At 66.4% G+C, this 25,992-nt stretch carries 24 protein-coding genes; 13 read left to right on the forward strand and 11 right to left on the reverse strand.

Annotated features, from left to right (window positions below; genetic code table 11):
- Positions 1-114: 114 nt before the first annotated feature.
- Positions 115-429: an ATP-dependent Clp protease adapter ClpS gene (gene clpS / locus AB3147_RS17555; RefSeq protein ID WP_056562630.1), complete on the reverse strand. Its 315-nt coding sequence runs from the start codon at positions 427-429 to the stop codon at positions 115-117.
- A gap of 226 nt (positions 430-655) precedes the next feature.
- On the opposite strand from clpS, the gene AB3147_RS17560 reads away from it, so the two are divergent.
- Complete coding sequence (locus tag AB3147_RS17560; protein ID WP_006220277.1) at positions 656-901, forward strand: cold-shock protein; 246 nt, start codon at positions 656-658, stop codon at positions 899-901.
- 94 nt (positions 902-995) lie between these two features.
- Positions 996-1,538, forward strand: coding sequence for a DUF192 domain-containing protein (locus AB3147_RS17565; protein ID WP_175123474.1), 543 nt, complete (start codon positions 996-998; stop codon positions 1,536-1,538).
- 105 nt (positions 1,539-1,643) lie between these two features.
- On the opposite strand, the gene pcaF is transcribed toward AB3147_RS17565, so the two are convergent.
- From pcaF to xseA, 6 genes are all read right to left on the reverse strand, one after another.
- A complete protein-coding gene (gene pcaF / locus AB3147_RS17570; RefSeq protein WP_175123475.1) occupies positions 1,644-2,849 on the reverse strand; it encodes a 3-oxoadipyl-CoA thiolase in 1,206 nt (401 codons plus the stop codon).
- Between the two features lie 167 nt (positions 2,850-3,016).
- Positions 3,017-4,411, reverse strand: coding sequence for a chloride channel protein (locus AB3147_RS17575; RefSeq protein ID WP_367352577.1), 1,395 nt, complete (start codon positions 4,409-4,411; stop codon positions 3,017-3,019).
- 142 nt (positions 4,412-4,553) lie between these two features.
- Positions 4,554-6,260, reverse strand: a complete 1,707-nt coding sequence (locus tag AB3147_RS17580) for a methyl-accepting chemotaxis protein (RefSeq protein WP_367352578.1) — start codon at positions 6,258-6,260, stop codon at positions 4,554-4,556.
- 279 nt (positions 6,261-6,539) lie between these two features.
- The gene (gene sodB, locus AB3147_RS17585) at positions 6,540-7,118 is read right to left on the reverse strand and encodes a superoxide dismutase [Fe] (protein ID WP_056324270.1); all 579 of its coding nucleotides are present in this window, start codon (positions 7,116-7,118) and stop codon (positions 6,540-6,542) included.
- Between the two features lie 190 nt (positions 7,119-7,308).
- Entirely contained in the window at positions 7,309-10,569 is a 3,261-nt protein-coding gene (locus AB3147_RS17590) for an ankyrin repeat domain-containing protein (protein ID WP_367352579.1), read from the reverse strand.
- 79 nt (positions 10,570-10,648) lie between these two features.
- Positions 10,649-12,016 (reverse strand): exodeoxyribonuclease VII large subunit, encoded by a 1,368-nt coding sequence (gene xseA / locus AB3147_RS17595; RefSeq protein ID WP_175123479.1) that lies wholly within the window; start codon positions 12,014-12,016, stop codon positions 10,649-10,651.
- A 352-nt stretch (positions 12,017-12,368) separates the two neighbouring features.
- Here xseA and AB3147_RS17600 point away from each other — a divergent pair, with 352 nt between their 5' ends.
- From AB3147_RS17600 to rpsT, 10 genes are all read left to right on the forward strand, one after another.
- Positions 12,369-12,992 carry a MotA/TolQ/ExbB proton channel family protein gene (locus tag AB3147_RS17600; protein ID WP_175138397.1) on the forward strand — a complete coding sequence of 208 codons (624 nt, stop codon included), beginning with the start codon at positions 12,369-12,371 and terminating at the stop codon, positions 12,990-12,992.
- The gene (locus AB3147_RS17605; protein WP_175123481.1) at positions 12,989-13,402 is read left to right on the forward strand and encodes an ExbD/TolR family protein; all 414 of its coding nucleotides are present in this window, start codon (positions 12,989-12,991) and stop codon (positions 13,400-13,402) included. The genes AB3147_RS17600 and AB3147_RS17605 overlap by 4 nt, the downstream gene beginning before the upstream one ends.
- Positions 13,399-14,538: a tetraacyldisaccharide 4'-kinase gene (lpxK, locus tag AB3147_RS17610; protein WP_367352580.1), complete on the forward strand. Its 1,140-nt coding sequence runs from the start codon at positions 13,399-13,401 to the stop codon at positions 14,536-14,538. The genes AB3147_RS17605 and lpxK overlap by 4 nt, the downstream gene beginning before the upstream one ends.
- Before the next feature lie 69 nt (positions 14,539-14,607).
- On the forward strand, positions 14,608-14,790 hold the full coding sequence (locus AB3147_RS17615; RefSeq protein WP_175123483.1) for a Trm112 family protein: 183 nt from the start codon (positions 14,608-14,610) through the stop codon (positions 14,788-14,790).
- Between the two features lie 10 nt (positions 14,791-14,800).
- Positions 14,801-15,565 carry a 3-deoxy-manno-octulosonate cytidylyltransferase gene (gene kdsB, locus AB3147_RS17620; RefSeq protein ID WP_175123484.1) on the forward strand — a complete coding sequence of 255 codons (765 nt, stop codon included), beginning with the start codon at positions 14,801-14,803 and terminating at the stop codon, positions 15,563-15,565.
- Positions 15,566-15,656: 91 nt separating this feature from the next.
- Positions 15,657-16,313, forward strand: a complete 657-nt coding sequence (gene adk, locus AB3147_RS17625) for an adenylate kinase (protein WP_367352581.1) — start codon at positions 15,657-15,659, stop codon at positions 16,311-16,313.
- 134 nt (positions 16,314-16,447) lie between these two features.
- Positions 16,448-17,206 carry a 3-hydroxyacyl-CoA dehydrogenase gene (locus AB3147_RS17630; protein WP_367352582.1) on the forward strand — a complete coding sequence of 253 codons (759 nt, stop codon included), beginning with the start codon at positions 16,448-16,450 and terminating at the stop codon, positions 17,204-17,206.
- A gap of 132 nt (positions 17,207-17,338) precedes the next feature.
- The gene (gene murJ / locus AB3147_RS17635) at positions 17,339-18,898 is read left to right on the forward strand and encodes a murein biosynthesis integral membrane protein MurJ (protein WP_367352583.1); all 1,560 of its coding nucleotides are present in this window, start codon (positions 17,339-17,341) and stop codon (positions 18,896-18,898) included.
- A 196-nt stretch (positions 18,899-19,094) separates the two neighbouring features.
- Positions 19,095-20,063, forward strand: coding sequence for a FecR domain-containing protein (locus AB3147_RS17640; RefSeq protein WP_175123488.1), 969 nt, complete (start codon positions 19,095-19,097; stop codon positions 20,061-20,063).
- A 288-nt stretch (positions 20,064-20,351) separates the two neighbouring features.
- Positions 20,352-20,615 carry a 30S ribosomal protein S20 gene (gene rpsT, locus AB3147_RS17645; RefSeq protein ID WP_043542310.1) on the forward strand — a complete coding sequence of 88 codons (264 nt, stop codon included), beginning with the start codon at positions 20,352-20,354 and terminating at the stop codon, positions 20,613-20,615.
- 197 nt (positions 20,616-20,812) lie between these two features.
- Here the strand turns inward: rpsT and AB3147_RS17650 are convergent, their stop codons facing one another.
- Positions 20,813-21,730 carry a LysR family transcriptional regulator gene (locus AB3147_RS17650; RefSeq protein ID WP_367352584.1) on the reverse strand — a complete coding sequence of 306 codons (918 nt, stop codon included), beginning with the start codon at positions 21,728-21,730 and terminating at the stop codon, positions 20,813-20,815.
- Positions 21,731-21,843: 113 nt separating this feature from the next.
- Here AB3147_RS17650 and lysA point away from each other — a divergent pair, with 113 nt between their 5' ends.
- The gene (lysA, locus tag AB3147_RS17655; protein WP_175138402.1) at positions 21,844-23,076 is read left to right on the forward strand and encodes a diaminopimelate decarboxylase; all 1,233 of its coding nucleotides are present in this window, start codon (positions 21,844-21,846) and stop codon (positions 23,074-23,076) included.
- A 108-nt stretch (positions 23,077-23,184) separates the two neighbouring features.
- On the opposite strand, the gene garL is transcribed toward lysA, so the two are convergent.
- The 3 genes from garL to AB3147_RS17670 form a co-directional block, all read right to left on the reverse strand.
- Entirely contained in the window at positions 23,185-23,952 is a 768-nt protein-coding gene (garL, locus tag AB3147_RS17660; protein WP_367352585.1) for a 2-dehydro-3-deoxyglucarate aldolase, read from the reverse strand.
- A gap of 92 nt (positions 23,953-24,044) precedes the next feature.
- On the reverse strand, positions 24,045-25,157 hold the full coding sequence (locus tag AB3147_RS17665; RefSeq protein ID WP_367352586.1) for an Ldh family oxidoreductase: 1,113 nt from the start codon (positions 25,155-25,157) through the stop codon (positions 24,045-24,047).
- Between the two features lie 48 nt (positions 25,158-25,205).
- Positions 25,206-25,979 carry a FadR/GntR family transcriptional regulator gene (locus tag AB3147_RS17670; protein WP_370633056.1) on the reverse strand — a complete coding sequence of 258 codons (774 nt, stop codon included), beginning with the start codon at positions 25,977-25,979 and terminating at the stop codon, positions 25,206-25,208.
- Positions 25,980-25,992 lie beyond the last annotated feature (13 nt).

Raw genomic sequence — 25,992 nt, forward strand, 5'->3', positions numbered from 1 at the left:
CCGCATGTGCCGCGCGCTTCCCGTTACGCGGCAAAACCGTTCATCCCTGTGCCCGGGATGCAACCGGCAGCACAACGCCGCCATTGCTGGCGGCGCCATTGTGTTTTGTCGAGATCAAACCGGTTCCATCACGCACTGCAGCGGGTGTTGACGCGCCCGCGCATACTGACCGACCTGCGCGATCCGTGTGGCGGCGAGGTCACGGGGGTAAACCCCGCAGACGCCTCGGCCTTCGTGATGCACTTGCAGCATGATGCGCGTCGCCTCTTCCTGGTTTTTATTGAAGAATTTCTGCAGCACTTTCACGACGAACTCCATCGGGGTGTAGTCGTCATTAAGCAGCAACACCTGGTACATCGGCGGCGGCGCAGTACGTGCCGGCGCCTTCTCGACGACCAAGTCATGCTGGGAATCCAAGGTAGAACTCATAGGGCGGGTATTCTATTTAAACTGGGGACGGCAACCACTCAACTTACTGAAAATTACACGCAGAAATACGTAGTATCCATACTTGACTAGGTCAAGAAAAGCGGCGCATTATCCACGCATTCTGGGGTTTTCAATTTACCGAAAATCTGCCAGGAAGCCGGAGGGGGGACAGGGGTCTAGACCACAATGCCCTTCTGTCAACATACGATTCAATGAGGCAGGCCGCATGTCTGATACGACCGCAACCGCCGTCCAAGGGGACAATCCCAAATCGACGGGCACCGTCAAATGGTTCAACGATGCAAAGGGGTTTGGCTTCATTACGCCCGACGATGGCGGTGAAGATCTGTTCGCCCACTTCTCGTCCATCCAGATGAATGGTTTTAAAACCCTGAAAGAAGGCCAGAAAGTGGCCTTCGAGATTATCCAGGGGCCTAAAGGAAAACAGGCGCTCAATATTACGGCTGCCTGAGTTACCCTTTAAAGCGCAACGGTAAGGTTGCGCCATTATCCAGGCGGGGCTTTCGGGCCCCGCCTTGTTATTTTTCTTAATACTCCGCCGGGCCATGCTGAAGATTGCCGTTTTGTTTCCCATTGTTCGTACGCTGTTCAAAACCACCTTCACCAAGGCATCGTCAGCGGCAAACGCGGGCGGCCGCAAGGCGCCGGTGATCGCCGCCGCCGCCATCGCGATCGCAGCCGCCCTGCCCCTGCCCGCCAGCGCCCAGCAACAGACCGGCCCGCAGCCGCGTCTGCCCACGACGCAATTGTCGGCCGGAATCCATATTATCCGCGCAGAAGTTGCAAACACGGACGCCACGCGGCGCGACGGTCTGATGTTCCGCAGGGAGCTGCCGGGCAACGACGGCATGCTGTTCGTCTTCGACCAGCCGGACGTGCAGTGCTTCTGGATGCGCAACACGCTGCTGCCCCTGTCGATTGCCTTTATCGCCGACGACGGCACGATCGTCAACATTGAAGACATGGCGCCGCAGACCGAAGACCCGCATTGCGCAAAGAAGCCGGTGCGCTACGCGCTGGAAATGGCGCAAGGGTGGTTCGGCAAGCACGGCATCACTGCTGGGAAAAAGCTCGACGGCCTGCCCTGACGCCTTCGGGCAGACCGCCCCAGCAGGTAATGACAAAGGGAGCCCGAGGGCTCCCTTGTTGTTTGCCGGACAGCGCGACGCGCGCCGCCGGCCGTACCACGCGCCTTACACGCGTTCGATGATCAGCGCGATGCCTTGGCCGACGCCGATGCACATCGTGCACAGCGCATAGCGGCCGCCGGTGCGATGCAGCTGGTTGATGGCCGTGGTGGCCAGACGCGCGCCGCTGGCGCCCAGCGGGTGGCCCAGGGCGATCGCGCCGCCGTTGGGGTTCACGCGCGGATCGTTGTCGGCGATGCCAAGCTGGCGCAGCACGGCCAGGCCTTGCGCGGCGAACGCTTCGTTCAGTTCGATCACGTCCATCTGATCCAGCGTCAGGCCGGTCTGAGCCAGCACCTTCTGCGTGGCGGGCGCCGGACCGATGCCCATGATGCGCGGCGCGACGCCGGCGGTCGCCATGCCGACGACGCGGGCACGCGGGGTCAGGCCGTGGCGGGCGGCAGCCTTTTCATCGGCCAGCAGCAACGCGGCGGCGCCGTCGTTCACGCCCGACGCGTTGCCGGCCGTGACGCTGCCGCCTTCGCGGACCACGCCCTTGAGCTTGGCCAGCGATTCCAGCGACGTTTCACGCGGGTGCTCGTCCTTGGAGACGATGATCGGGTCACCCTTTTTCTGGGCGATCGACACGGGCACGATCTCGGCGTCGAAGAATCCTTCCTTCTGGGCGCGCGCGGTCTTTTCCTGGCTGGCCAGCGCGAACAGATCCTGGTCGGCGCGGCTGATGTTGAAATCGTCGGCGACGTTTTCGGCGGTCTCGGGCATCGAGTCCACGCCGTACTGTGCCTTCATCAGCTTGTTGATGAAACGCCAGCCGATGGTGGTGTCATAGATGGCGGCGCTGCGCGAGAAGGCGCTGTCGGCCTTGCCCATGACGAACGGGGCGCGGCTCATGCTTTCCACGCCGCCGGCCAGCATCAGGCCGGCTTCTCCGGCGCGGATGGCGCGCGCGGCGGTGCCGATGGCGTCCAGACCCGAGCCGCACAAACGGTTGACCGTGGCGCCGGGCACTTCGACCGGCAGGCCGGCCAACAGCGTGGCCATGCGGGCCACGTTGCGGTTGTCTTCGCCCGCCTGGTTGGCGCAACCCATGATGGCGTCGTCGAGTTCTTCCCAGCGCACGCCAGGATTGCGCGCCGCCAGCGCCTTGATGGCTACGGCAGCCAGATCGTCGGGCCGCACGGAAGCCAGCGCACCGCCGTAGCGGCCGAAGGGGGTACGAATCGCATCACAGATAAAGGCATTCACGGTCATGGGAAGCTCGAAGTGAAGTGAAAGAACTCGGGATCGGACGATGTTAACGCAGCGGTTTCGCGCCAAGTTGGTGCGTTACCCGGATGTCCGCAGAACGGACAGTGTCCAGTAGACGTTCACATTGGACCGGCGCGCGCGTGCACGGAACCGGGCCGCCATGCCCGGGATCAGTGCGCGCCGGCCTTGGCCGCGCGGCCCGCGTCGACGATGGCCTGACGGCGGAAACGGCCGGCCGCCAGGTGGTAGAACGGTTGCGGGCAGAACTGGCGCGACACGCCCGAAGCCAGCAACGACCCGACCAGCAGCCAGAACAGCATCGGCTGGCTGCCCGTCATTTCCATCACCACGACGCTCGCCGTCAAGGGCGCCTGGGTAGCGGCCGCCAGAAAGGCCGCCATGGACAGCAGCACCAGCACGCGCTGGTCGACGCCCTCGCCTGCCAACTCCCAGATGTGATGGCCGATGCCCGCGCCCGTGGTCAGCGCCGGCGTGAAGATGCCGCCGGGAATGCCCGCCCAATAGGACGCGACGGTGGCCGCCAGCTTGGCCAGGCCAAAGCCGTCCGGCACCGCGTCCTTGCCGTTGAGCAGGTCAGCCGCGACGGCGTAGCCGGTGCCGTACACGCTGCCCGCGGTGCACAGGCCGATCACCGCCAGCGCCAGGCCCATGATGAACGCCGTCCAGATCGGATGCATCCGGATCCACGCGCGCCACGACTGCGGCGCCGCGCCGATCGGGCCCTTGCCCAGCAGGCGGGCGAAGATGCCGCCCAGCGCGCCGTTGAGGGCGCCGCAGATGACGATCCACATCACCATGTTCTGCGACAGGGGCGCGCCGGCAAAGACGCCGAAATAAGGATTGTTGCCTTCCACCGCCACCACCAGGAAGCCGGCGGCCAGCACGCCGATCAGCACCAGCCGCTGCCAGCGCAGCACGGTGCCGCGCCCCAGTTCCTCGATGGCGAAGATGACGCCGGCCAGCGGCGCGTTGAAGGCCGCCGCCAGGCCGCCGGCGGCGCCCGCTGCGATCAGCTCGTTGGCGTGAAAGCCGCGCAGCTGCAAACCGCGGCGTTTCCAGAAATCGCCCCACGCCAGCATCAGCGCCGCGCCGACCTGCACGGAAGGACCCTCGCGGCCGATCGACGCGCCGCACAGCATGCCGAAGAACGCCAGCGGTATCTTCCAAAGGCTTTGGGCCAGCGACACCAGGCTGTTCTGGCTGGGACCTGGCGGCAGCGACAAGGCGCCGATGACTTGCGGAATGCCGCTGCCGGAAGCGTTGGGCGCGAAACGCAGCGTGAGCCAGCGCAGCGCGGCCAGCCCAAACGGCATGACCAGCAACGCCAGCCAGCCGTTGTAGGCGACCCACTGGCGGTTCCAGGCCAGCGCCTTGTCGGCCAGATAGGCAAAGCCCAGCGACATGAGCGCCACCAACGCGGCGCCGCCGAGCAACAGCCCGAGCTGCACGCTCTTCCTGGACAGACGGTTGATCTGGCGCACCTTGCGGCGCGCCAGCCGGCGTGTTCGGGCGATGACGCGACGGACGGGGTCGGGCAGACTCATGGACGGGGACAGGGCGGCGTGGGGAGGTTGCCAACCTTACCATCCCATCCTGACCCGTAGCCGAAAGAATGCAGCGTTGCGCACGCGCAAGCGCGGACGGGAACGGCCGGTCAACGGCCGTCCATCACCACGCGGCAAGGCTTCAGAACGACGACCATTCGTCCTGCGAAGCGCCTGCCAGCGCGGGCCGGGCCTGCGACGCACGGGCTGCCGGCGCGGCGGGCATGCGCACCGCCACGCGTTCGGCCGGCAGCAGCCGGGCTTGCGCCTGAACCGCAGATCCACTGCCTGCATCCACCTTGAAGCGGCGCACTTCCTGCGCCAGACGCGTGGCCTGCTCCTGCATGCTGGCCGCGGCGGCCGCGGCTTCCTCGACCAGGGCGGCGTTCTGCTGGGTCACCGTGTCCATCTGCGAGACGGCCTGGTTCACCTGCCCGATGCCGGTCGATTGCTCTTCCGATGCGCCCGAGATCTCGCGCACCAGCGTCGCGACCTGGCGCACGCTGTCCACCACTTCGCGCATCGTGCGTCCGGCCTCGTCGACCTGACGCGAGCCGCCTTCGACGCGCGTCACGGATTCGTCGATCAGGGCCTTGATTTCCTTTGCAGCCACAGCGGAACGCTGGGCCAGCGTGCGCACCTCGCCCGCCACGACCGCGAAGCCGCGGCCCTGCTCGCCCGCGCGCGCCGCTTCCACGGCGGCATTGAGCGCGAGGATGTTGGTCTGGAACGCGATGCCGTCGATCACGCCCGTGATGTCGGCGATGCGGCGCGAACTGTCCGAGATCGCGCTCATGGTCTGCACCACGCCCTCGACCACCTCGCCGCCGCGCACGGCGACGTTCGACGCCTGGCTGACCAGGCGGTCGGCCTCGCTGGCGTTGTTGGCGTTCTGCTGCACCGTGCTGGTCAGCTCTTCCATCGAGGCCGCGGTTTCTTCGAGCGAGGAGGCCTGCTCTTCCGTGCGTTGCGACAGATCGGCGTTGCCCTGCGCGATCTGCGACGACGCCGAGGCGATGTTTTCACAGCCGTCACGCACGTCCTTGACGATACGGGCCAGGCTTTCGTTCATGGCCTTGAGCGCGCCCATCAGGTCGCCGGTCTCGTCGCGCGTGACCACGCGGATATCGGCGGTCAGGTCGCCGGCAGCCACCTGGCGTGCGGCCGATACGGCCTCGGTCAGCGGGCGAACGATGCCGCGCGTCACCAGCCATCCCAACAGCATGCCAACCGCTACGCCCGCGATCGCCAGGGCGATCATGATGGCGCGAACCGTGTTGTAAAGCGCCGTGCCTTCCGCCACCGAGCGCTCGGCGGCCTTTTCCTTGCTGATGGCCAGATTGGTCATCAGGTCATCGAGCTTCTGCGACGAGGCGATGACGCGCTTTTCGGCCTCGGCCACGCGCGGATCGGTCTGCGTCATGGGCTGCGACTTGGCCGCATCGAAGAATGCGGCCGCCTCGCGCTTCCACACCTGTTCGGTTTCGCCGAACTGCGCGAGCAGGTGCTTGGTCTGTTCTTCGTAGAAATTGGCGGCTGCCTTCTCGCGCAGCACGTCCATGTTCTTGACCGCGTCGTCAAACTGCTTGCGCAGCGCCAGACGCTCCTGGTCGGTCGACGCCCCCAGATACGCATTGCGCGCACGACCTGCGTAGATCAGATTGATGTTGGCTTCCTTCAGATCCGAAATGCCGCGCAATTCGGTGTCGTAAAGCCTGTCATTCATTTCATTGATACGCGACAGCCCCCATACGCCGAAGGCCCCGATCGCACCGCCTATCACCGCCACCAGCAAAAACGCCCCTGTCAGGCGAGCGCCGATGCGCATCCCCGAAAATAACCGCAACATGCTTCCCTTCCCTGTGTGTGCCCCGGCTTGTGGCGGCTTTGCCGCAGCCATGCGCTTCGGGGTGCAAGCGCTGACCGGGGAGGAACGATATCGACGTTTGGGCTAGGGCTTACCCTGAGAAAAAGCCAGTTCAGGCGTCAGTTCCGTGTAATGAACGCGACTGTCGACAGGGTTTTCTAAACTGACTTTTTGCTGAACAAAAGAAAACCCCTCGCCGGGGCGAGGGGTCGTGTTTCCAGGCATGCGGCGCTAAGACCGCATGCGTGCCGGAACCGCCGATCAGGCGAAGTTCTTGGCAGCGAAATCCCAGTTCGCCAGGGCCCAGAAGTTTTCCAGGTACTTGGGACGCGCGTTACGGTAGTCGATGTAGTACGCGTGTTCCCAGACATCACAGGTGAGCAGCGGCTTGTCGGCCGTCGTGAGCGGGGTGGCGGCGTTGCTGGTGTTGACGATGTCAACCGAACCGTCGGCCTTCTTGACCAGCCAGGTCCAGCCCGAACCGAAGTTGCCGGCAGCCGACTTGTTGAAGGCTTCCTTGAAGGCGTCGAAGCTGCCCCACTTGGCGTTGATGGCGTCTGCCAGCGCGCCCGTCGGTGCGCCGCCGGCCTTGGGAGCCAGGCTGTTCCAGTAGAACGTGTGGTTCCAGACCTGGGCTGCGTTGTTGAAGATGCCGCCCGAGGACTTCTTCACGATGTCTTCCAGCGACAGCGTTTCGAATTCCGTACCCGGGATCAGGTTGTTCAGATTCGTGACGTACGTCTGGTGATGCTTGCCGTAGTGGAACTCCAGCGTTTCCTTGGAGATGTGCGGCGCCAGAGCGTCAAGTTCGTAAGGCAGGGGGGGAAGAGTATGTGCCATGTGATGGTTCCTTCTGTTGAGAGCACGATCAAGCCGGTCAATTGTATCGGCAACTCCTGAGGATACCGTGTTAACCCCGCGCTGGCGCGGGGTTAACGGGCACATGCTTATGACCGCGCGTTGTTGCGCCCGCGCGCGGCGGCGCGCACGGCGTGACCGCATGGCCTCACCACATGGCGTCACCATGGCGTCACTTCACGTAACGCAGCTCCTGCCCGTTGCCGGTTTCGACCAGCGCGCCGTCCTTATCCATGGCCAGGACCTTGTGCAGCGGCGCGCTGGCCGCGTCATCGGGCACGTCGACGTCGATGCGCACGGCCCGCGTGGCGGCGTCGATGCGGGCCACGTCCACCTCGTGCCAACGTCCACCAGACGGCGCCGGCACGAAGACGGCCAGCGCCTTCAACGCGCCTGCCGCGATGGGCACGGAGACGCCGTCCGCCCCTTCCGATTGGCGCGGCCCGCCGCCGTAGTCCTGATCGGCCGATGACACCGCCACGTCGATATTGACCGGGCGGCCGCGGTGATACACGCGCACCGTCAGCATGCCGGCCTTGGCCGGCCTGGTGTCCGCGCGCACGTTCGCGATGGCGGAGTACGGCCGCAGCGGCGGCGTGTCCAGGAACACTTGCTTGCCGTCGCTGCGCCAGGCGCCCCGCGCGTTGATGTCGACAGCGCCATAGCTCAGGAAGTATTCGAAGCTGCCGTCTTCCAGAAGCAGCAATTCGCTGCCGACTTCCCGCACGCCGCGAAGGTAGTAATGGCCCGGAATGCGCACGGCTTCCGAAGACTTGCTGGCGGCTTTGGATCCCACGCGCCGGCCTTGCGCGGGCGGCGGCGCGCAGTCCGCCCGCAGCGTGATGCCCGCATCCTGCAGGACGCGCGCAAAGGCCGGATCGGATTGGCAGGCAAGCGCCGTGCGGAACGACTGGCCCGGCGGCGCCACCGCCGCGTCAAAGCGCGCGTGGTGCTGCGCCAATAAGGACAGCATGGCGGGCTGGCCGGTTTCAAGTGCGATCCACGCAGGACCGCGGCCCGAGCCGTCGCCGGCATCAGGGCTGGCGCCGGCGTCGAGCAACGCTTGGGCGAGGTCCCGGCGTCCCAGCCGGATGGCGGCGTTCAGGGGCGTATCGCCGTCGGGCAGCGGCGCATCCAGATCGGTGCCCGACGCCTTCAACAGACGCAATACCTGCACCACAGTGTCATGCCGCGCGGTGACCAGCTCCCGGCTATGCAGCAGCATCGACACGATGCGATCGGGCAAGGCACGTCCATCCCGCGCGCATGACGATGGCTGACCGGTGAAACCGGCCGCATGCAGTGCTGCAAAGTAGCCAGGCTTGTCGATCAGCACGAACTCCCCGTTGTCTGGCATGCACGCTTGCGCAACCGACTGGCGGTTCGCCGCGCTCACGCGGCGCACCGTTTCCATGTCGCCGGACGCCACGGCGGCGTTAAGCAGTGCGTACGGGTTGGGCGCGACCGGCAGCCGCGGGTCGTCCAACCGCGCGCCGGCGGGCAGCAGCCGATCCAGCATGGCGGTGTCCTGACGACCGATCAGCCAATACAAAGCGCTCTCGCCGTCCGGCGCGATGGCGGCGGGGTCCGCACCCTTGGCCAGCAATGCATCGACGACCGCCACCTGGCCCGAGGTCGCCGCCAGGAGTAGCGGCGGCGTGCCGCGCGGATCGTCCAGGCTTGGCGGCCAGGCATTGCGGCCGGCCCCGTCCCCGGACGCTTTATCGTCCGCCGTTACCGCGGGGTCCACGTACGGATTCACCGGCACGCCCGCCTCGATCAGCATCAAGGCCAGCGCCGTATCGCGGCTTTCGAGCGCCTGGCGAATGGCGCTTGCGTCCAGCGTCTTCATATCGAAACCGGCGTCCGCGAACATGCGCAGCACTGCCGCGCCCTGCCCGCCCGGCTGCCGCAGCAGTTGCGCGACAGGCGAGTCGGCGGGGTTCTGCAGCGCCGCGCGCAGCGCGTCGGGTTTCATCGCCGCCAACAGGGTGCGCAGCAGCGCGGTGTCTCCGGCCCGCACCGCAACCTCCAGCGCCGACCGGCGGTCATAGCCTTCGCGCCGCAAGCCCGGATCGGCGCCCCCGGCCAGCAGCGCCTTCACGACGCCGGAATTGCCGGCTTCGACGGCATCGGCCAGCGGCGTGTTGCCATACGGTTCCGCGGGATCGCCGTCGACCGGCGCACCGAGGGCCAGGAGGCGCTGCACGGTCTGCGTGTCGCCGCGCTGGGCCGCCAGGTTCATGATCGGCCGGTTGCCCATCTGGGGCTTGGCGAATATCAGGCCGCCCGAGCCCACTTGCGGGCCGCGTTGCGCGAAGGGCATGCCCGCGCGCAGCAAATGTTCGGCGATTGCGGGGTGTCCGCCTTCGACCGCTGCTTGCGCCGCATCCAGCCACACGTCACGGTCGCCGGTTTCTCCGTACGCCGTGGCCGGGATCGTGCGAGGGCCCTCCTCCATCAGGTACGACACGGCCTGCGCATCGCCTTCGTAGGCGGCGAACGCCAGGGCGGTCAGTTCCTCTTCATAGGCAGGCCGGCTGCCCGTGGCGGTCAGCGCTCGCAGCGCCTCTGCACCTTCCGTCAGTTCCACCAGGGGCAACCACGCAAGGAAGTCCGCCGCGGGCCGCGTCTTGCCCTGTCCGTCCTTCAAGACACTTGACGCTGCGGTATCGGCGTCGAGCGCCGCATACGGGCGGCTGGCGCCGGCACCGAACAGGGCCACCACCATGCGCGTCAGGCTCTTGCGGTCGACGAGGCGCGGCAGGTAGGTCTGGCGCACTGCGAATTCGAAATCGCGGTGCAGCAGGAATTCCAGCGGGGTGTTGTTCTGGTCACCCCGCTGGTCGGGGTTGGCGCCCGCGGCCAGCAACGCCTCCATGATGGCCGGCGTGCCGTACAACAGCGCCAGGTGGAGCGGTGGCCGGCGCGATTCGTACGTGATGTCGTTCAGGTCCGGCTTGGTGGCCAGCAGCGCGGCCAGCATGCGCGCGCGGGCCGGCAGGCCGGCCTCGTGCGCCTGGCGCAACCGCGCCGCGTCTTCCGGCGTCATGTCCCAATACACGTACTGCGACCGCAGATCACGTGGCGGCATCACCAAGGCGTGCAGCAAGGGGACGCCGTCACGGGCATAGTCGCCGGGCCGTTCGACCTGCGCCAGCGCGCCCAGGAATGCCGCCTCGTCGTTGCGGCCGACTGCTGCGAACAGGGCCTCAGTCTCCGGCGTATCGGCGCTTTTGTATTCGCGGTACGGCGACGTGCAGTTGCAATCGGCGGCTGCGGCTGAGGGTGGTGTGACTGAGGGTGCGGTGGCTGATGCCGCTGCGGGGGAAACGGCTGCGTTTTCCGCGTAGGCCACGGAGCCCACCCCGGTCGCCCATATCGCCGCGGCCAGTCCGGTGGCCGCCCATTTCAGATTTCTGTCGTGGAACATCCTGCCGCCATGATTCGGGTGGAGAGGATTTGCGTGCGATCGCGCCGCGCGCCGTCCCCTGTCGGGGCTCGCGGAAAAACTAGCTTGGGTCGCGCGTGGAACGCGTGGATTGCACCTGGACCTGCGCCCCGCCCTGCGCGAAGCTCAGGTCGAGCGGCTGGCCCGCCGACAGCGCGGCCGCGTCACGAACAATGCGGCCCTCCGCGTCGCGGGCGATCGCGTAACCGCGCGCCAGCGTATTGCCCGGATCCAGGGCGCGCAGTTGCGCCGAGGCGGCGGCAAGGCGATTACGCCGCTGCACCAGCAGGCGGGCATGGGCCTGCCCCAGTTGACGCACGGCGCCCGCCAGACGTTCGGCGGCCCTGCCCGTATCCGGCACGCGATGGCTAAGGCGCTGCGCCAGCAGATTGACGCGCGCGGCGCGCCGGCCTTGCGGCGCGGACCAGGCCGACGCCAGTCGGTATTGCAGGCTGTTCAAGCGCTCGCGCTGGTGTTGCAGGCGTTGTGCCGGGGACACCAACTGCGCGGTGGCGCGGTCCAGGCGCTGCGCTGCCCGCTCCAGCCGGCGCTGCTGGCCGCGCACCATGGTTTGCAGTGTCTGCATGACGCGGCCCAGCAATTCGGCGCGCGGCGCGCAGGCCAGTTCGGCCGCGGCGGTGGGCGTGGGCGCCCGCAGGTCGGACACGAAGTCCACGATGGTGAAGTCGGTTTCGTGACCCACGCCGCTGATGACGGGAATCTCACTGACCGCCACCTGGCGCGCCAGGTCTTCGTCGTTGAAGCTCCAGAGGTCTTCGATGCTGCCGCCGCCCCGCACCAGCAGGAGCGTATCGACCTCGGCCCGCTCGTTGGCCAGACGCAACTGCGCGGCCAGCTTGTTGGCGGCATCCGCCCCCTGAACCGGGGCCGGATAGATGATGACCGGCACCTGCGGCGCCCGCCGGGCCAGGGCCGACAGCACGTCGCGCAGCGCTGCCGCATGCAGCGAGGTGATCACCCCGATCGCGCGGGGCAGACGGACGGGCTCGCGCTTGCGGGCCGGATCGAACAGCCCCTCGGAGGCCAGTTGCTCTTTGAGGCGCAAAAAAGCCTCGTACAGATTCCCTAATCCTGCCCGCCGCATGGCGTCAGCCTGGAGCTGATAGTCGCCCCGCGGTTCGTACAGGGAAACGCGCGCCCGGATCTCGACCTGGTCGCCCGCCCGGGGCACGAAGCCCACGGCGCTAGCGCGGCTGCGGAACATGACGGCCCGCACGGAGGCCCGGCTGTCCTTGAGCGTGAAGTACCAATGCCCGGACGCCGCCTGCGTGAAGTTGGAAATCTCGCCGCGAACCCACAGCGCCGGGATGCTGCGTTCCAGCAACTGCCCCACTGCTTGGTTTAGCTGGGCAACTGTAAGGATTTCCCGCGCAAATGCGTTGTTTGTGACTGGGAGCTCAATTGTCATGGGGCTTTCCGATGCGAACCTGTCCACAGGGCAGGCGGAGCGGGGCGCAATGATACCGCGTTCGCAGAAATTTGCACGAACTGCCCAGAAAGCCAGCAAATTCGGTGCAAGTCATTGATTTATAAGGGCTTATATAGGACACGGCAGTGCGCGCATTTGAAGCAAACAAGCGCAAGCCCCGTGCCCATAAGCCTTCCGGCTGAGTTCTACACAGAATTATCCACAGATTCTGTGGATAATTCGGGTCTTCCCCTGCCTTGCCACATACGCGCCGCACCGTTACAGTTTCGGCTTATTCAGATGCCACTGTGCGCCGCTTGCGGCGCCTTCGGCTCCTCAGGAGTTGACCGCTTTGCTTTCCATTCTGCGCGAGGCCGGCTGGCCCATCTGGCCCCTGCTGGCGACATCCGTGCTGGGCCTGGCGCTGATCTTCGAGCGCTTTTTGTCCCTGCGCCGAAACCTGGTGATGCCGCGCGGCCTGAACGAGCAGGTCGCCGAAATGCTGCGCAATCACCAGGACACGCCAGACTCGATCCACCGGCTGGAACGCAATTCGCCGCTGGGCCGCGTGCTGGCCGAAGTGATGCGCCACCGCCACTTGCCGCGCGAAGAATTGCGCAACGTGGTCGAAGACACTGGCCGCGCCGTCGCGCATGATCTCAGCCGCTACATTTCCGCCATCGGCACCATCGCCGTCGTCGCCCCGCTGATGGGCCTGTTCGGCACGGTCGTCGGCATGATCGAAATCTTCGGCTCCTACACGCCCGGCGGCGGCGACCCCGCCCAACTGGCGCGCGGCATTTCGATCGCGCTCTACAACACCGGTTTCGGCATTCTGATCGCCATTCCCGCCATGATTGCGCACCGCTATCTGCGCGGCCGCGTGGACGGCTACCTCAACGCCATGGAACAGGCTGCATCGCGCCTGATCCGTGCCCTTGCGCCGGCGCGCGCCTCCCGCGAGGCCCGCCCATGAATTTCCGCGGTTCCCGGGGCGACCGCGATGAGCTGGACATCAACCTGATTCCGCTCATCGACGTCCTGCTGGTCATCCTCATCTTTCTGGCGGCCACCACGTCGTTCACCCGGTTCACGCAGTTGAAGGTGACGTTGCCCCAGGCATCGTCCGAACAGGACACGCCGCCCGCGCTGGAAGTCGCGGTCAGCCAGGATGGCCGCTACGCCCTGAACGGGACCCTGATCGACGTCTCCACGCCGCCCGAAATCGCCGACGCCCTGCGCCAGGCCGCGGCCGGCAAGACCGAGCCGCTCGTCATCATCAATGCCGACGCCCAGGCCACCCACCAGTCCGTGATCAACATCATGGAAGCCGCGCGCCTTGCCGGCATCGGCCGCGTCAATTTCGCCGCCCAGACCAACCGTTGAAAACCCGACGCGCATCACTGCTGGCCCGCCAATGGCAGCGCGGCGGCTGGCTGTCCACCGCCCTGCGCCCGCTGTCCGCGCTGACCGCCTGGGCGGTCGAGCGCAAGCGCGCGCGCTACGCCAGCGGCGCCAAGGTGTCCTACCGGCCGCCCGTGCCCGTGGTCGTGATCGGCAATATCTTCGTGGGCGGCACAGGCAAGACGCCCATGGTGATCGCCACCGTCGAGAACCTGCGGGCCCGCGGCTACACGCCCGGTGTGGTCAGCCGGGGTTATGGCGTCAAGGTCGGTCCCCATCCGCGGGTGGGGCTGGGCGACCTGGAAGCCGCTCGATTCGGCGACGAACCCGCGCTGATCGCGCGCGCCACCGGCGCCCCCGTGTGCATCCACCCCAAGCGCGCCCTCGCCGCCCAGGTGTTGCTGCAGGCGCATCCGAAGGTCGATGTCATCGTCTCGGACGACGGCCTGCAACATCTGGCGTTAGCACGGGACATCGAAATCGTGGTGCAGGACCAGCGCGGCGTGGGCAACCGGCGCCTGCTGCCCGCCGGCCCGCTGCGCGAACCCGCCAGCCGTCTGGCCGACGTGGACGCCGTGGTCACGAATATCGGCACGCCCGGCGCCTCGACTGCAGTGTCTGACACCGTTGAGGCGCCTTCGCAGCATGACGGCCGCCTCCCAACGGTGGCAGACACCCGGCCGCGCCATATCCAGATGTGGCTCGAACCCAGCCTGGCGCGCCATATCGGGGGACAGGCCACGCAGCCGCTGTCCGCCTTTGCCGGCCAGCCCCGCATCGCGGCCGCAGCCGGCATCGGCAATCCGGAGCGCTTTTTCACCACGCTGCGATCAGCCGGCATCACGCTGTCCGCAACGCTTCCCCTGCCCGATCACCACGACTACGCTACGTCACCCTTCCAGGCGCTGGACGCCGACATCATCCTGGTGACCGCTAAGGACGCCATCAAATGCGGCGCCTTGAACGATCCCCGCTTGTGGGAAGTGCCGGTGCAAGCCGCGTTCTCCGACCCAAGGCTCTTTGATTGGCTGGCCGACGCGCTGCGCGCTTGCAAAGAGCGCCCGGGTCGTGAGCAGAACGGTGCAAGCGAAAACCGGGGCCGCAGCCCAACGGCGTAACAGGCCGCTTGCCGCAACCCCGACGCGCCGCACGCTGCCCGGCGGCAAAACTGTTTTAGAATCGCGGTCATGGAATCCCGCCTTCTCGACATCCTCGTTTGCCCCTTGTGCAAGGGCCGCCTCGAACACGACCGGCAGCAGGCCGAACTGGTCTGCCGTGCGGACCGGCTGGCCTTCCCGCTGCGCGACGGCATTCCGGTCATGCTGGAATCCGAGGCCCGCGCGCTGGACGACACCGCCGCCCCTCGCTGAACGCCGCATCGTGAGCTTCATCGCCATCATCCCGGCACGCACCGCGTCGACCCGGTTGCCCGACAAGCCGCTGGCCGACATCGCCGGCAAGCCCATGGTCGTGCGCACCGCCGACCGTGCTGCCCTGTCCCGCGCCTCGCAGATCTTCATCGCCACCGATGACGGGCGCGTGCAGCAGGCGGCGCAGGCGCACGGCTTGCGCGCCCTGATGACCCGTGGCGATCACCCCACCGGCACCGACCGGTTGGCCGAAGCGGTCGAGCAGCTTGGCCTGCCCGACGACGCCATCGTGGTGAACGTGCAGGGCGACGAGCCCCTGATCGAACCCGAACTCATCGACGCGGTGGCGGCCAAGCTGCAAGCGTATCCGCAGGCTGACATCGCCACCTGTGCCTGCCCCCTGGCCGACGCCGAGGCGCTGTTCAATCCCAACGTCGTCAAGCTGGTCTGCGCCGCGGACGACCGCGCGCTGTATTTTTCGCGCGCCCCCATTCCCTGGGCGCGGGACGCGCTGGCCGGCGGCGAACGTGTGCTGGCGCAGGGGCTGCCTGCCTGGCATCACATCGGCCTGTACGCCTACCGCGCGTCGTTCCTGCGCCGCTTCCCGACCCTGCCGCAAGGCGCGCTGGAACGCTTCGAATCGCTGGAGCAATTGCGAGCCATGGAACACGGCCACGTCATCGTCGTCCATCGGGCGTCGACGCCTCCTGCAGGTGGGGTAGATACCCCGGCCGATCTCGAGCGCGTCCGCTTGATCTACAGCAATCAGATATAAGGGTTATTTCCCATGGCGCAGCCCCGCATTGGCTGCTGCGTTGCGGCATAATCCCCCGGATCACAAAAAATAAACCCCTTCAGGAGCACTCATGCGTCTCATCTTGCTCGGACCCCCCGGCGCCGGCAAAGGCACCCAGGCCGCGTTTCTAACGCAGCACTTCGGCATTCCCCAGATTTCCACCGGCGACATGCTGCGCGCCGCGGTGAAGGCGGGCACCCCGCTGGGTATTGAAGCCAAGAAGGTCATGGACGCCGGCGGCCTGGTTTCCGACGAGATCATCATCGGCCTGGTGCAAGACCGCCTGACGCAGCCCGACTGCGCCAACGGTTACCTGTTCGACGGTTTTCCCCGCACCATCCCGCAGGCCGACGCGCTCAAGAGCGCCGGCGTCAAGCTGGACTACGTCGTGGAAATCGCCGTCCCCGAAGAAGACATCATCGAACGCATGAGCGGACGCCGCGTGCACCAGCCCAGCGGCCGCAGCTACCACGTGCGCTTCAACCCGCCCAAGACCGAAGGCAAGGACGACGTCACCGGCGAAGACCTCGTCCAGCGTGACGACGACCGCGAGGAAACCGTGCGCCACCGCCTGTCGGTGTACCGCGAGCAGACGCGGCCCCTGGTCGACTACTACTCGGCCTGGGCGCAGCAAGATTCCGTTGCTGCCCCGAAGTACCGCAAGATCTCGGGCGTGGGCGCCGTCGACGAAATCAAGTCGCGCCTTTTCGAAGCCGTTCAAAGCTGATCGGCGTCTCGATGGCCCAAAGGCCTTCGGCGCCGGCCGGACGCAGCGCGTCCCGGCCCAGGCCCGAAGGCCTTGTTGCATCCGGCGCCCGGCGCGCCGCCTTCCTTCCCTTGAACTGATCTGGTGGTACACACATGGAAATCGCGAACAAGGTATTCATCGTTACCGGCGGCGCATCCGGCCTGGGCGCCGGCACCGCCCGCATGCTGGTCGAACATGGCGCCCAGGTCGTCATTGCCGACCTGCAGGACGAGCCGGGCGAAGCCCTCGCCAAGGAACTCGGCCAGCGCTACGTGCACTGCGACGTGACGCAGGAAGCCGACGGCAAGAAGGTCGTGGCCGCCGCGCTGGAACTGGGCTCGCTGTTTGGTCTGGTCAACTGCGCGGGTGTGGCTCCCGCCGCCAAGATCGTCGGCAAGAATGGCGCACACCCGCTGGAACTCTTTCAGAAGGTCGTGTCGATCAACCTGATCGGCAGCTTCAACATGATGCGTCTGGCCGCCGAGGCCATGAGCGCCAATACGCCCGAGCCCACCGGCGAACGCGGCGTGATGATCAACACGGCATCCGTCGCTGCCTTTGACGGCCAGATCGGCCAGGCGGCCTATGCCGCGTCCAAGGCAGGCGTTGCGGGCATGACGCTGCCGATCGCGCGCGACCTGTCCAAGACCGGCATCCGCTGCATGACCATCGCCCCGGGCATCTTCGGCACCCCGATGATCTTCGGCATGCCGCAGGAAGTGCAGGACTCGCTGGCCGCCAGCATCCCCTTCCCCGCGCGCCTGGGCCGCCCGGAAGACTACGCCAAGCTGGTCCACAGCATCATCACCAACGACATGCTGAACGGCGAAACCATCCGTCTCGACGGCGCCATCCGCATGCCGCCGAAGTAACTCAGCTTCATGGCCGGTCCGTACGGGCCGGTCCAAAGGGGCCGGCCTTGCAATGCCGGCCCTGCAGATGGCCGGCATTCCGTCCCCATCAACGCGGCGATCCGGCCCGCTTTTCACTTCAGTAGTCCACCCATGAGCCTGTTCCGTTCGGCGGCCACGGTCAGCAGTTTCACCTTGCTGTCCCGCATTTCCGGCCTGATCCGCGACATCCTGGTGGCCCGCGCGTTTGGCGCCGGCCCTATTACCGACGCCTTCTGGGTCGCTTTCCGCATTCCCAATCTGCTGCGCCGCCTGTTCGCCGAGGGCGCCTTCGCCCAGGCCTTCGTCCCCATCCTGGGCGCCGCGCGCAACAACCGCTCCGAAGAAGAAGTCCGCACACTGCTGGACCGCGTGGCCCTGCTGTTGACCGCCGCCTTGATGCTGGTCACGCTGATCGGCATCGTCGCGGCGCCCTGGGTGGTGTCCGCCATGGCCAGCGGCCTGCGGGGTGCGGCGCGCGACACCGAATTCGGCGCGGCGGTCTGGATGACGCGGATGATGTTCCCGTACATCCTCTGCATGTCGCTGATCGCCTTCGCGTCCGGCGTGCTCAATACGTGGCGGCGCTTTGCAGTGCCCGCTTTCACGCCCGTGCTGCTGAACCTGTCCATGATCGGCGCCTGCATCTGGCTTGCGCCGCGCATGGACGTCCCGGTCTACGCGCTGGCCGTCGGCGTCATGATCGGCGGGGTGCTGCAATTGGCCGTGCAATGGATGGCCCTGGCGCGCCTGGGCCTGACGCCACGTTTTTCGCTGCGCTTTGGGCAGGCCTGGGCCGATCCGACCGTGCAGCGCATCCTCAAGCAGATGGCGCCCGCCACGCTGGGCGTGTCGGTGGCGCAGATCTCGCTCTTGATCAACACCAATATCGCGACGTGGCTCACGCCGGGCAGCGTGACGTGGCTGTCGTTCGCCGACCGCCTCATGGAATTTCCCACGGCGCTGCTGGGCGTGGCGCTGGGCACCGTCCTGCTGCCCAGCCTGTCCGCGGCGCATGCCCGCGACGACCACGGCGGCTACAGCGCGCTGCTCGACTGGGGCCTGCGCCTGGTACTGCTGCTGGGGCTGCCCGCGGCGGTGGGCATGGCAATGCTGTCGGACGGCCTTGTCGCCACGCTGTTTCATTACGGCGCCTTCAGCGCCCAGGACGTGCTGCAGACGCGCCTGGCCGTCATCTCCTACTCTGCCGGGCTGATTGGCCTGCTGGCGGTCAAGATCCTGGCCCCCGGCTTCTATGCCAAGCAGGACATCCGCACGCCCGTGAAGATTGCCATCGCCGTGCTGGTGGTGACGCAGCTGCTGAACGTGATGCTGGTGCCGACGCTGGCCCACGCGGGGCTCGCCTTGGCCATTGGCCTGGGCGCCTGCCTGAACGCGCTGGCGCTCCTGATCGGGCTGCGGCGGCGGGGCGTGTACATGCCGGGTGCCGGCTGGACTGCGTTTGCCCTGCGCCTGGTGCCCGCGCTGGCCGGGCTGGCGGCGCTGCTCTGGTATGCGGACACACGGATCGACTGGATCTCGCTGCAAACGCACTCCGGCCAGCGTGTCCTCTTGCTGGCCGGCGTGCTGGCGGCAAGCGGCGTGGTGTACTTCGGAATGTTGTTACTGTTTGGATTTCGCCCCAGGGACTTCGGACGACGCCCGAAGCAGTAATTCCGCCTGTTCGGGCTACATTGCCTTCAAAAAGCCGGCCAAACGCCGGCTTTTCGCATTAATTTCTTCAAGAATTGACAACCACCCCGTAATCTTTGGTAAAAAACCTTTATGATTTAAAAATTGCCACTGAGAGGACCCCCTGTAGGCCCCTGCCTGCGGGAAGCATGAATTGAAGTACGCCCAAGGACAACCCATGGCGGACCAGGTGATCAATTGGCTGCTGCTGCTGCGCTCCGGCAAGGCAACGGCCCAAGACTACAACGACTTCCTGGCTTGGCGAGCGGCTGACCCTGTCCATGAAAACGCCTGGCAGCAACTGACGGGCACCCTGGCAGGATCGTCGTTTGGCCGGCTTGGCGACGCCTATGCCACCGGCAGTGGCGACGCCGCGGCCGCTGCCCAGTCGCTGATCCCGCCCCCACCCGCCGCCATCGTGCCGCCCCGCCGCCGTTTTCTGACTGGCGCGCTTGCGCTCGCCAGCACCGGCGCGGCCGCTGCCTATGTCGGCAATGCGTTCTACCCGCTGAACAACGTTGCCGCCGACGCGGCCACCGCAACGGGCGAGCGCCGCCGCTACCTGCTGTCGGACGGCAGCCAGCTTTTGCTCGACGCGCGCAGCCGCGTCAACCTGGACTTCACGCCTGCGTATCGTCAGGTCCGTCTGCTGGATGGCGCCGTGACGGTGTCGGTCGCACCCGATTCCCGCCGTCCTTTCCTGGTGCAGACTGCCCAGGGCACGGTCCGCGCGCTCGGCACCCGCTACATGGTGCGCCAGCAGGCGCAGCGTACGGTCGTCGTGGTGCACGAACACGAAGTCGAAGTCGAGACCATGTCCGGGGCGCACGGCACCATTCGCGCCGGCACCGGTGCCCGCTTCGACAATGCCCGCATGGACACGCCGCGCGCCGAGCTCATGGCCGAAGCCGCTTGGGAATCGGGCTGGGTTGAGGCCCGTGGCCGTCCCCTGGGCGAAGTCATCGCGGCGCTGCGCCCCTATCGCAGCGGCACCTTGCGCGTGTCCATGGCCGCAGGCGGCTTGCCCGTGTCCGGCCATTTTCCGTTGGACGACACCGACGCCGCGCTGGACAGCCTGCAAGACCAGATGCCCATCCAGGTGCGCCGTTTCACGCCCTGGTTCGTCTCCATCAACGTCGCCGCCTGACAACGTCCGCCCCGAAGGTATGCCGGGCGGCGCGGTTTCCGTTGTATACTCGACACCTAGTTTTTATCCAGTGGTTTGTCCATTGGTTTTATCGATAGGCGCCGCGAATTTTCCTCATGTTTTCAAGAGGATCTGACGCAAGGGTTCTCCAACCCGGGAATTCTTCCCAGCAGCGCCCTCCCGCCCGGTTGACGGGCGCTCCATCGGTTAAAGCGACATTAAAAGCTTGCATTCCCCACGGGGCTTGCTACAATGTTCGACTTTGCCGAATTCAACTTACAAAGCAACATGGCCAATACCGCCCAAGCCCGCAAGCGCGCTCGCCAATCCGTTGAGCGCAACAAGCACAATTCCAGCCTGCGCTCGATGCTGCGCACCGCCATCAAGCGCGTTCGCCAATCCATCGCCGCTGGCGACAAGGCTGCGGCTGGCGAAGTGTTCCAGAAGGCCACCAGCGTGATCGATCGCGTGGCTGACAAGAACATCATCCACAAGAACAAGGCCGCTCGCCACAAGAGCCGCCTGGCTGCCGCCATCAAGGCGCTGGCCTAAGCCATTCTGCCGCCCTTTTCTTCCGGGGCGACACGAATACGGCAAATAAAGAAGGATGCCCACGGGCATCCTTTTTTGTTGTCTGCGCCGATTGACTGAACGGTTCGCTGAGCGGTTCGCTGCGCCCCCCAAGGTCCAGAACCTGCGCTCAGCCTGCCTACCGGGCCGCCCCCCTCTCGGGCTTGCCCTCCCCCGCTTCATGCGGATTCTGCTGCCGCCAGCCTGCCCTTGATGGCTGCCGCGGCGTCTCGCAGCGATTCCATGAACGCGCCGACCAGCGGATTACCGGGACGGTGTTCAGGAAACACCACATTCACGCGGAACGGAAACGACCGTGTCAGCGGCCGAATGTGCAGCCCTCGTCCCACGAAGTCCAGCGCGGTCAGCGGATTGACGATCGCCAGGCCCAGTCCTTGCCGCACGAATGTGCAAACCGACACCGCAGTAGGCGTTTCCACAATGGAGCGGGGCAAGACGCCCGCCTGGGCGAACGCTTCGTCGATCTGGACGCGGTAGGGATCGCTGGCGGACAGACTGACGAAGGAATGCCCTTCAAAATCCGCCAGCTCGACCGCCGCGCGCGCCAGCAGCGGATGGCCGTCAGGCAGCACGCAGACCTCGTCAACCTGCACCAGCAATTCCAGCCGGGTGCCGGCGGGCGCGGCATCGTGTTCGGTCAAGCCAAGGTCATAGCGCTGTGCTGTCAGCCACTCTTCGAGCAGCGGAGACTCCTGGGTTTCGACTGACAGACTCACACCGGGGTGTTGGCCATGAAAACGCTGAAACGCATCAGGCAGTATCGAATGCGAAAACGCCGGCAGGGTGATCACCGACAGCTGCCCTTCGCGAAACGCCCGCAGACGGGCCGCGGCGGACGCCACGCGCTCAAGACCGGCGTAGGACTGCCGCACCTCTTCAAAGAGCGCCAACGCCGGCATCGTGGCCCGCAGGCGCCCCGCAATCCGTTCGAAGAGAGCGAAACCGATCGTTTGCTCCATCCGAGCCAGTTCGCGGCTGACGGTGGGCTGCGACGTGTTGAGCAGATCGGCGGCCTTCGTCACGCTGCCTGCGATCATCACCGCGCGGAAGACTTCGATATGCCGATGCGTGAGCATCGCGCCCCCCATATCAGGAATGAATCGGTGTCGAAAATCAAAGCATTTTACTGGATGGACCAACGCAGGCATCATGCCGCCTTCGCTTCACTTCCCACAGGGTTCCTTTCATCATGACCTTCGATCCGCGCCAGCTCACCCAACTTGCCGCCGAACACGGCACGCCGCTTTGGGTGTACGACGCCGCCGTCATCCGCGAACGCATCGCCCAACTGCGCCGCTTCGACACGATCCGCTACGCGCAGAAGGCGTGCTCGAACCTGCACATCCTGCGCCTGATGCGCGCGCAAGGTGTGGTGGTGGATGCGGTGTCCCTGGGCGAGATCGAAAGAAGCCTGGCCGCCGGTTTCGACCCGCGCAGCGAACCGGAAGGCATCGTCTTCACGGCCGACCTGATCGACCACGCCACGCTGGCTACCGCGCTCAAGCACGGCATCACGGTCAACGCCGGGTCGCTGGACATGCTGTCGCGTGTCGGCCAGGCGTCACCGGGCCATCGCGTCTGGTTGCGCATCAACCCGGGCTTTGGCCACGGCCATAGCAACAAGACCAACACCGGCGGCCCGCAAAGCAAGCACGGCATCTGGATCGACGATGTGGCCGAGGCGATCTCCATCGTGCGCCGCCACGGCCTGAAGCTGGTGGGCGTGCACATGCACATCGGTTCGGGCGTGGACTACGGCCATCTTTCCAGCGTGTGCGACGCCATGGTGGACGTGGTGAAGTCGCTGGATCACGACATCGAAGCTATTTCGGCGGGCGGCGGGCTGTCTATCCCCTACCGTGACGGCGAGCCGCGCATCGACTGCGATCACTACTTCGAGCAATGGGATGCCGCGCGTCAGCGCATTGCCCAGTATCTGGGTCATGAGATCCGCCTGGAGATCGAACCCGGCCGCTTCCTGATCGCCGAGTCCGGCGTGCTGGTCGCCGAAGTGCATTCGATCAACCGGCGTCCCGAGCGCGACTTCGCGCTGGTTGACGCCGGCTTCAACGATCTGATGCGCCCGGCCATGTATGGCAGCTATCACCGGATCTCGGTGCATGCGCCGGACGGCAGCGACCCGCAGGACGCGCCGCAGACGCGCATCGCGGTGGCCGGCCCGCTGTGCGAATCGGGCGACGTATTCACGCAGAACGAAGGCGGCGTCATGACCGACCAGTTGCTGCCTCGTCCGCGCATCGGCGACTTCATGGTCTTTCACAACGCAGGTGCTTACGGTTCGTCGATGTCCTCGAACTACAACAGCCGACCGCTCGCACCGGAGGTCCTGCTGGACCAGGGCGAGGCACGCCTGATCCGGCGCCGCCAGACCGTGGCCGAGCTGCTCGCGCTGGAAGAGTAAGCCGCCTGTAAATGCAGACGGCGCCGGACAGTTTGCCTGTCCGGCGCCGGCGTAGCGGTTTCGCTCGCAACGGCCAGCGCCCCCACGGGGGCCTGGCGCATCAAGACATCAGGTCGGGAACGCCTCGCGCAATGCGAAGGTCGCCTGCTTGAATACGCCCAGGTCGGTCCCCACGGCCACGAAGTGCATCCCCATGTCCAGATAACGGCGCGCGTCGGCATGCACGGGCGCCAGAATGCCCACCGCCTTGCCTTGCGCAGTCACGCGCTGATGCAGGTGGCGGATCGCCTCCTGCACCTCGGGGTGGCCGGGGTTGCCAATATGACCCAATCCCGCAGCAAGGTCCGACGGGCCAATGAACACGCCGTCCACGCCTTCGACGGCGGCGATCTCGTCCACCGCCTCGATGCCCGGACGGCTTTCGATCTGCAGCAGCACGCAGATGTTGTCGTTGATGGTGTGCAGATAGTCCGGCACCGTGCCGTAGCGGTTGCTGCGCATCGCGCCCGCCACGCCGCGAATGCCTTGCGGCGGGTAGCGCGTGGCGGCCACCGCGCGGCGCGCATCTTCTTCGGATTCGATGAAGGGAATCAAGAGGTTATAGAAGCCGATATCCAGCAGGCGCTTGATCTCGACCGGATCATTCCAGGACGGACGCCCCACGGCCGCGCTGGCGCTGCCCTGCAGGGCCTGGAGCTGCTGCAGGAACATCGGCACCTCGTTGGGCGAGTGTTCGCCATCCAGAAGCAGCCAGTCGAAATCCGCCAGGCCGACGAGTTCGGCGGTGATGTGGCTGGACATGCACATCCAGAATCCGATGAGCCGCTCGCGGGCCAGGATGCGTTGCCGGAAGCGATTGGGAAGAGGTGAATTCATTGCTGACCTCATGTCTTGAAAAGTGAACTTGGAATCCGATGGCCACGGGACCGCAAAGCGCCCCGGGCTTCTTGCGCGCGGGCCACGACCGGTCAGGCGGGATCCAGCAGATACGGCGTGCCAGCGCGCTCGCAGATGCCGCGCAGGCGTTCGGCCAGCGCTGCGGGAATCGGGATGCCCTCGCGCAGCCGGCGCATGCGCTCGGCCGCTTCGGGCTCGCCCGCCACCAGCACGGGTTCGGCGGGATCGGCGGGCGGCGTGTCGTGCATGGCGTCGATCATGTCGTCCATGTCGGTTTCGAACGACCCGGCCGCGCGGAAGGCGTCGGGGTTGAGCGCCAGGAAGAAATGTCCGACGTCGTCGGGCTCGCCGGGGCCGCGCGTACCCGCACGCCGCGCAGCGAACGCGCTGCCGCTGAGCGTGCCGCCCAGGATCTGCGCCATCATCGCCAGGCCATAGCCTTTGTGGCTGCTCATGGCGGTGGTGCCGCCCAACGGCGTGAGGCCGCCCTCGGGGCGCTTGAAGATGTACTGCATGGCCGCATCCGCGTCCGTGACCGGCGCGCCCTGCCCGTCCACCGCCCAGCCCGGCGGCAGCGGCTTGTCCAGGAAGTCGTAGACCTTGACCTTGTTGGCCGCGACGGTCGTCGTCGCCATGTCGAGCACGAAGGGTTCGTTGTAGGCGGCGGGCGCACCGAACGCGATGGGATTGGTGCCCAGCATCGGCATCGCGCCGCGCGTGGGCACCATGATGACGCCGTTGGCGCTGCTGGTGACCAGTCCCACCACGCCGCGCTCGACGGCGATGCGCGCATAGACGCCGGCCGCGCCGAAGTGGTGCGAGTTGCAGACCGAGACAGCGCCCACGCCGTGTTCCAGCGCCTTGTCCACGGCCAGGTTCATGGCCTGCGCGGCGACCGGATAGCCCAGGCCGCCCATGCCGTCGATCAGCGCGCTGGCGCCGCCGTCGCGCACCACGCGGGCCCGTGCGTCCAGCCGCAACGTGCCGGCGCGCCATTTGTCCTCATAGGCGGGCAGCATGGAGATGCCATGCGAATCGATGCCCAGTAGGTCCGTGCGCGCCATCAGGCCCGCGGTGATGTGGGCAAGGTCTTCGGCCATGCCCCATGCCATCAGCACCTGCAGGATCTGTTCTCGCACCTGCTCCACCGGCACGGCCGTGGCGTTTGCTCCGTTCCCTGACACTGTCTGTCTCCTGTCGTCTTGTAGGTGTGGCGGGCGTCGGCAGCGGGGTCAGTCCCGGTCGCGGTCGACCAGTCTGTGCCGCGCCTGACCCAGATGGAATTGCATGGCGACGCGCGCGCGTTCGCCGTCCTGTTCGCGGATGGCGTCCAGGATGGTGGCATGTTCGTCCACAACGCGCTGCGCGCGCTGGCGCGAGCCGGTGCGCGTCAGGTTGAGCGTCAGGCGCATGAATCCGCTGATGGACTCATGGATGCTTTCCAGCACGCCCAGATAGAAGTCGTTGCCGCTGGCCTCGGCAATGCTGGCATGAAAGGCCAGATCCGCTTCGGCGGACACCTGTCCCTTTGCCAGCGTGTCGGCAAACGCGGCGTGAGCGTCGGCAATCTTTCCAAGCTGATCGTCGGTGCGCCGCAGCGCCGCCAGACGCGCGGCATCGCCCTCCAGCGCCACACGCACCTCCTGGGCGCGCAGATAGGCGCTGACATTCTGCACATCGTTGAAGGCCTTCAGGCGCGGCGCAGGCTGGTGGCTGACAAACGTACCCAGGCCCTGGTGCGCGGTGATGAGGCCGTCGGCGCGCAGGCGCAGCAAGGCTTCGCGCACGACGGGCCGCGACACGCCGAAGCGTTCGGAGATTTCGTTTTCGGACGGCAGCTTGTCGCCAACGTTCAGTCCGCCGGACACGATCTGTTCGAAGATCTGCCCGTAAAGCTGGTCCGCCAGCCGCACCCGGTGCCCGCGTTCCAGCACCGGCGCGGCGGGCGCTTGTGCCTCGTCGGGCGCGTGCGGCGTGGATGAGGGGGATGCTTTGGGTCGAGCCACGGAAACTCCTGGT

The organism is Achromobacter animicus (genome assembly GCF_040775605.1).
In the GTDB taxonomy this organism is placed as follows: Bacteria; Pseudomonadota; Gammaproteobacteria; order Burkholderiales; family Burkholderiaceae_B; genus Achromobacter; species Achromobacter animicus.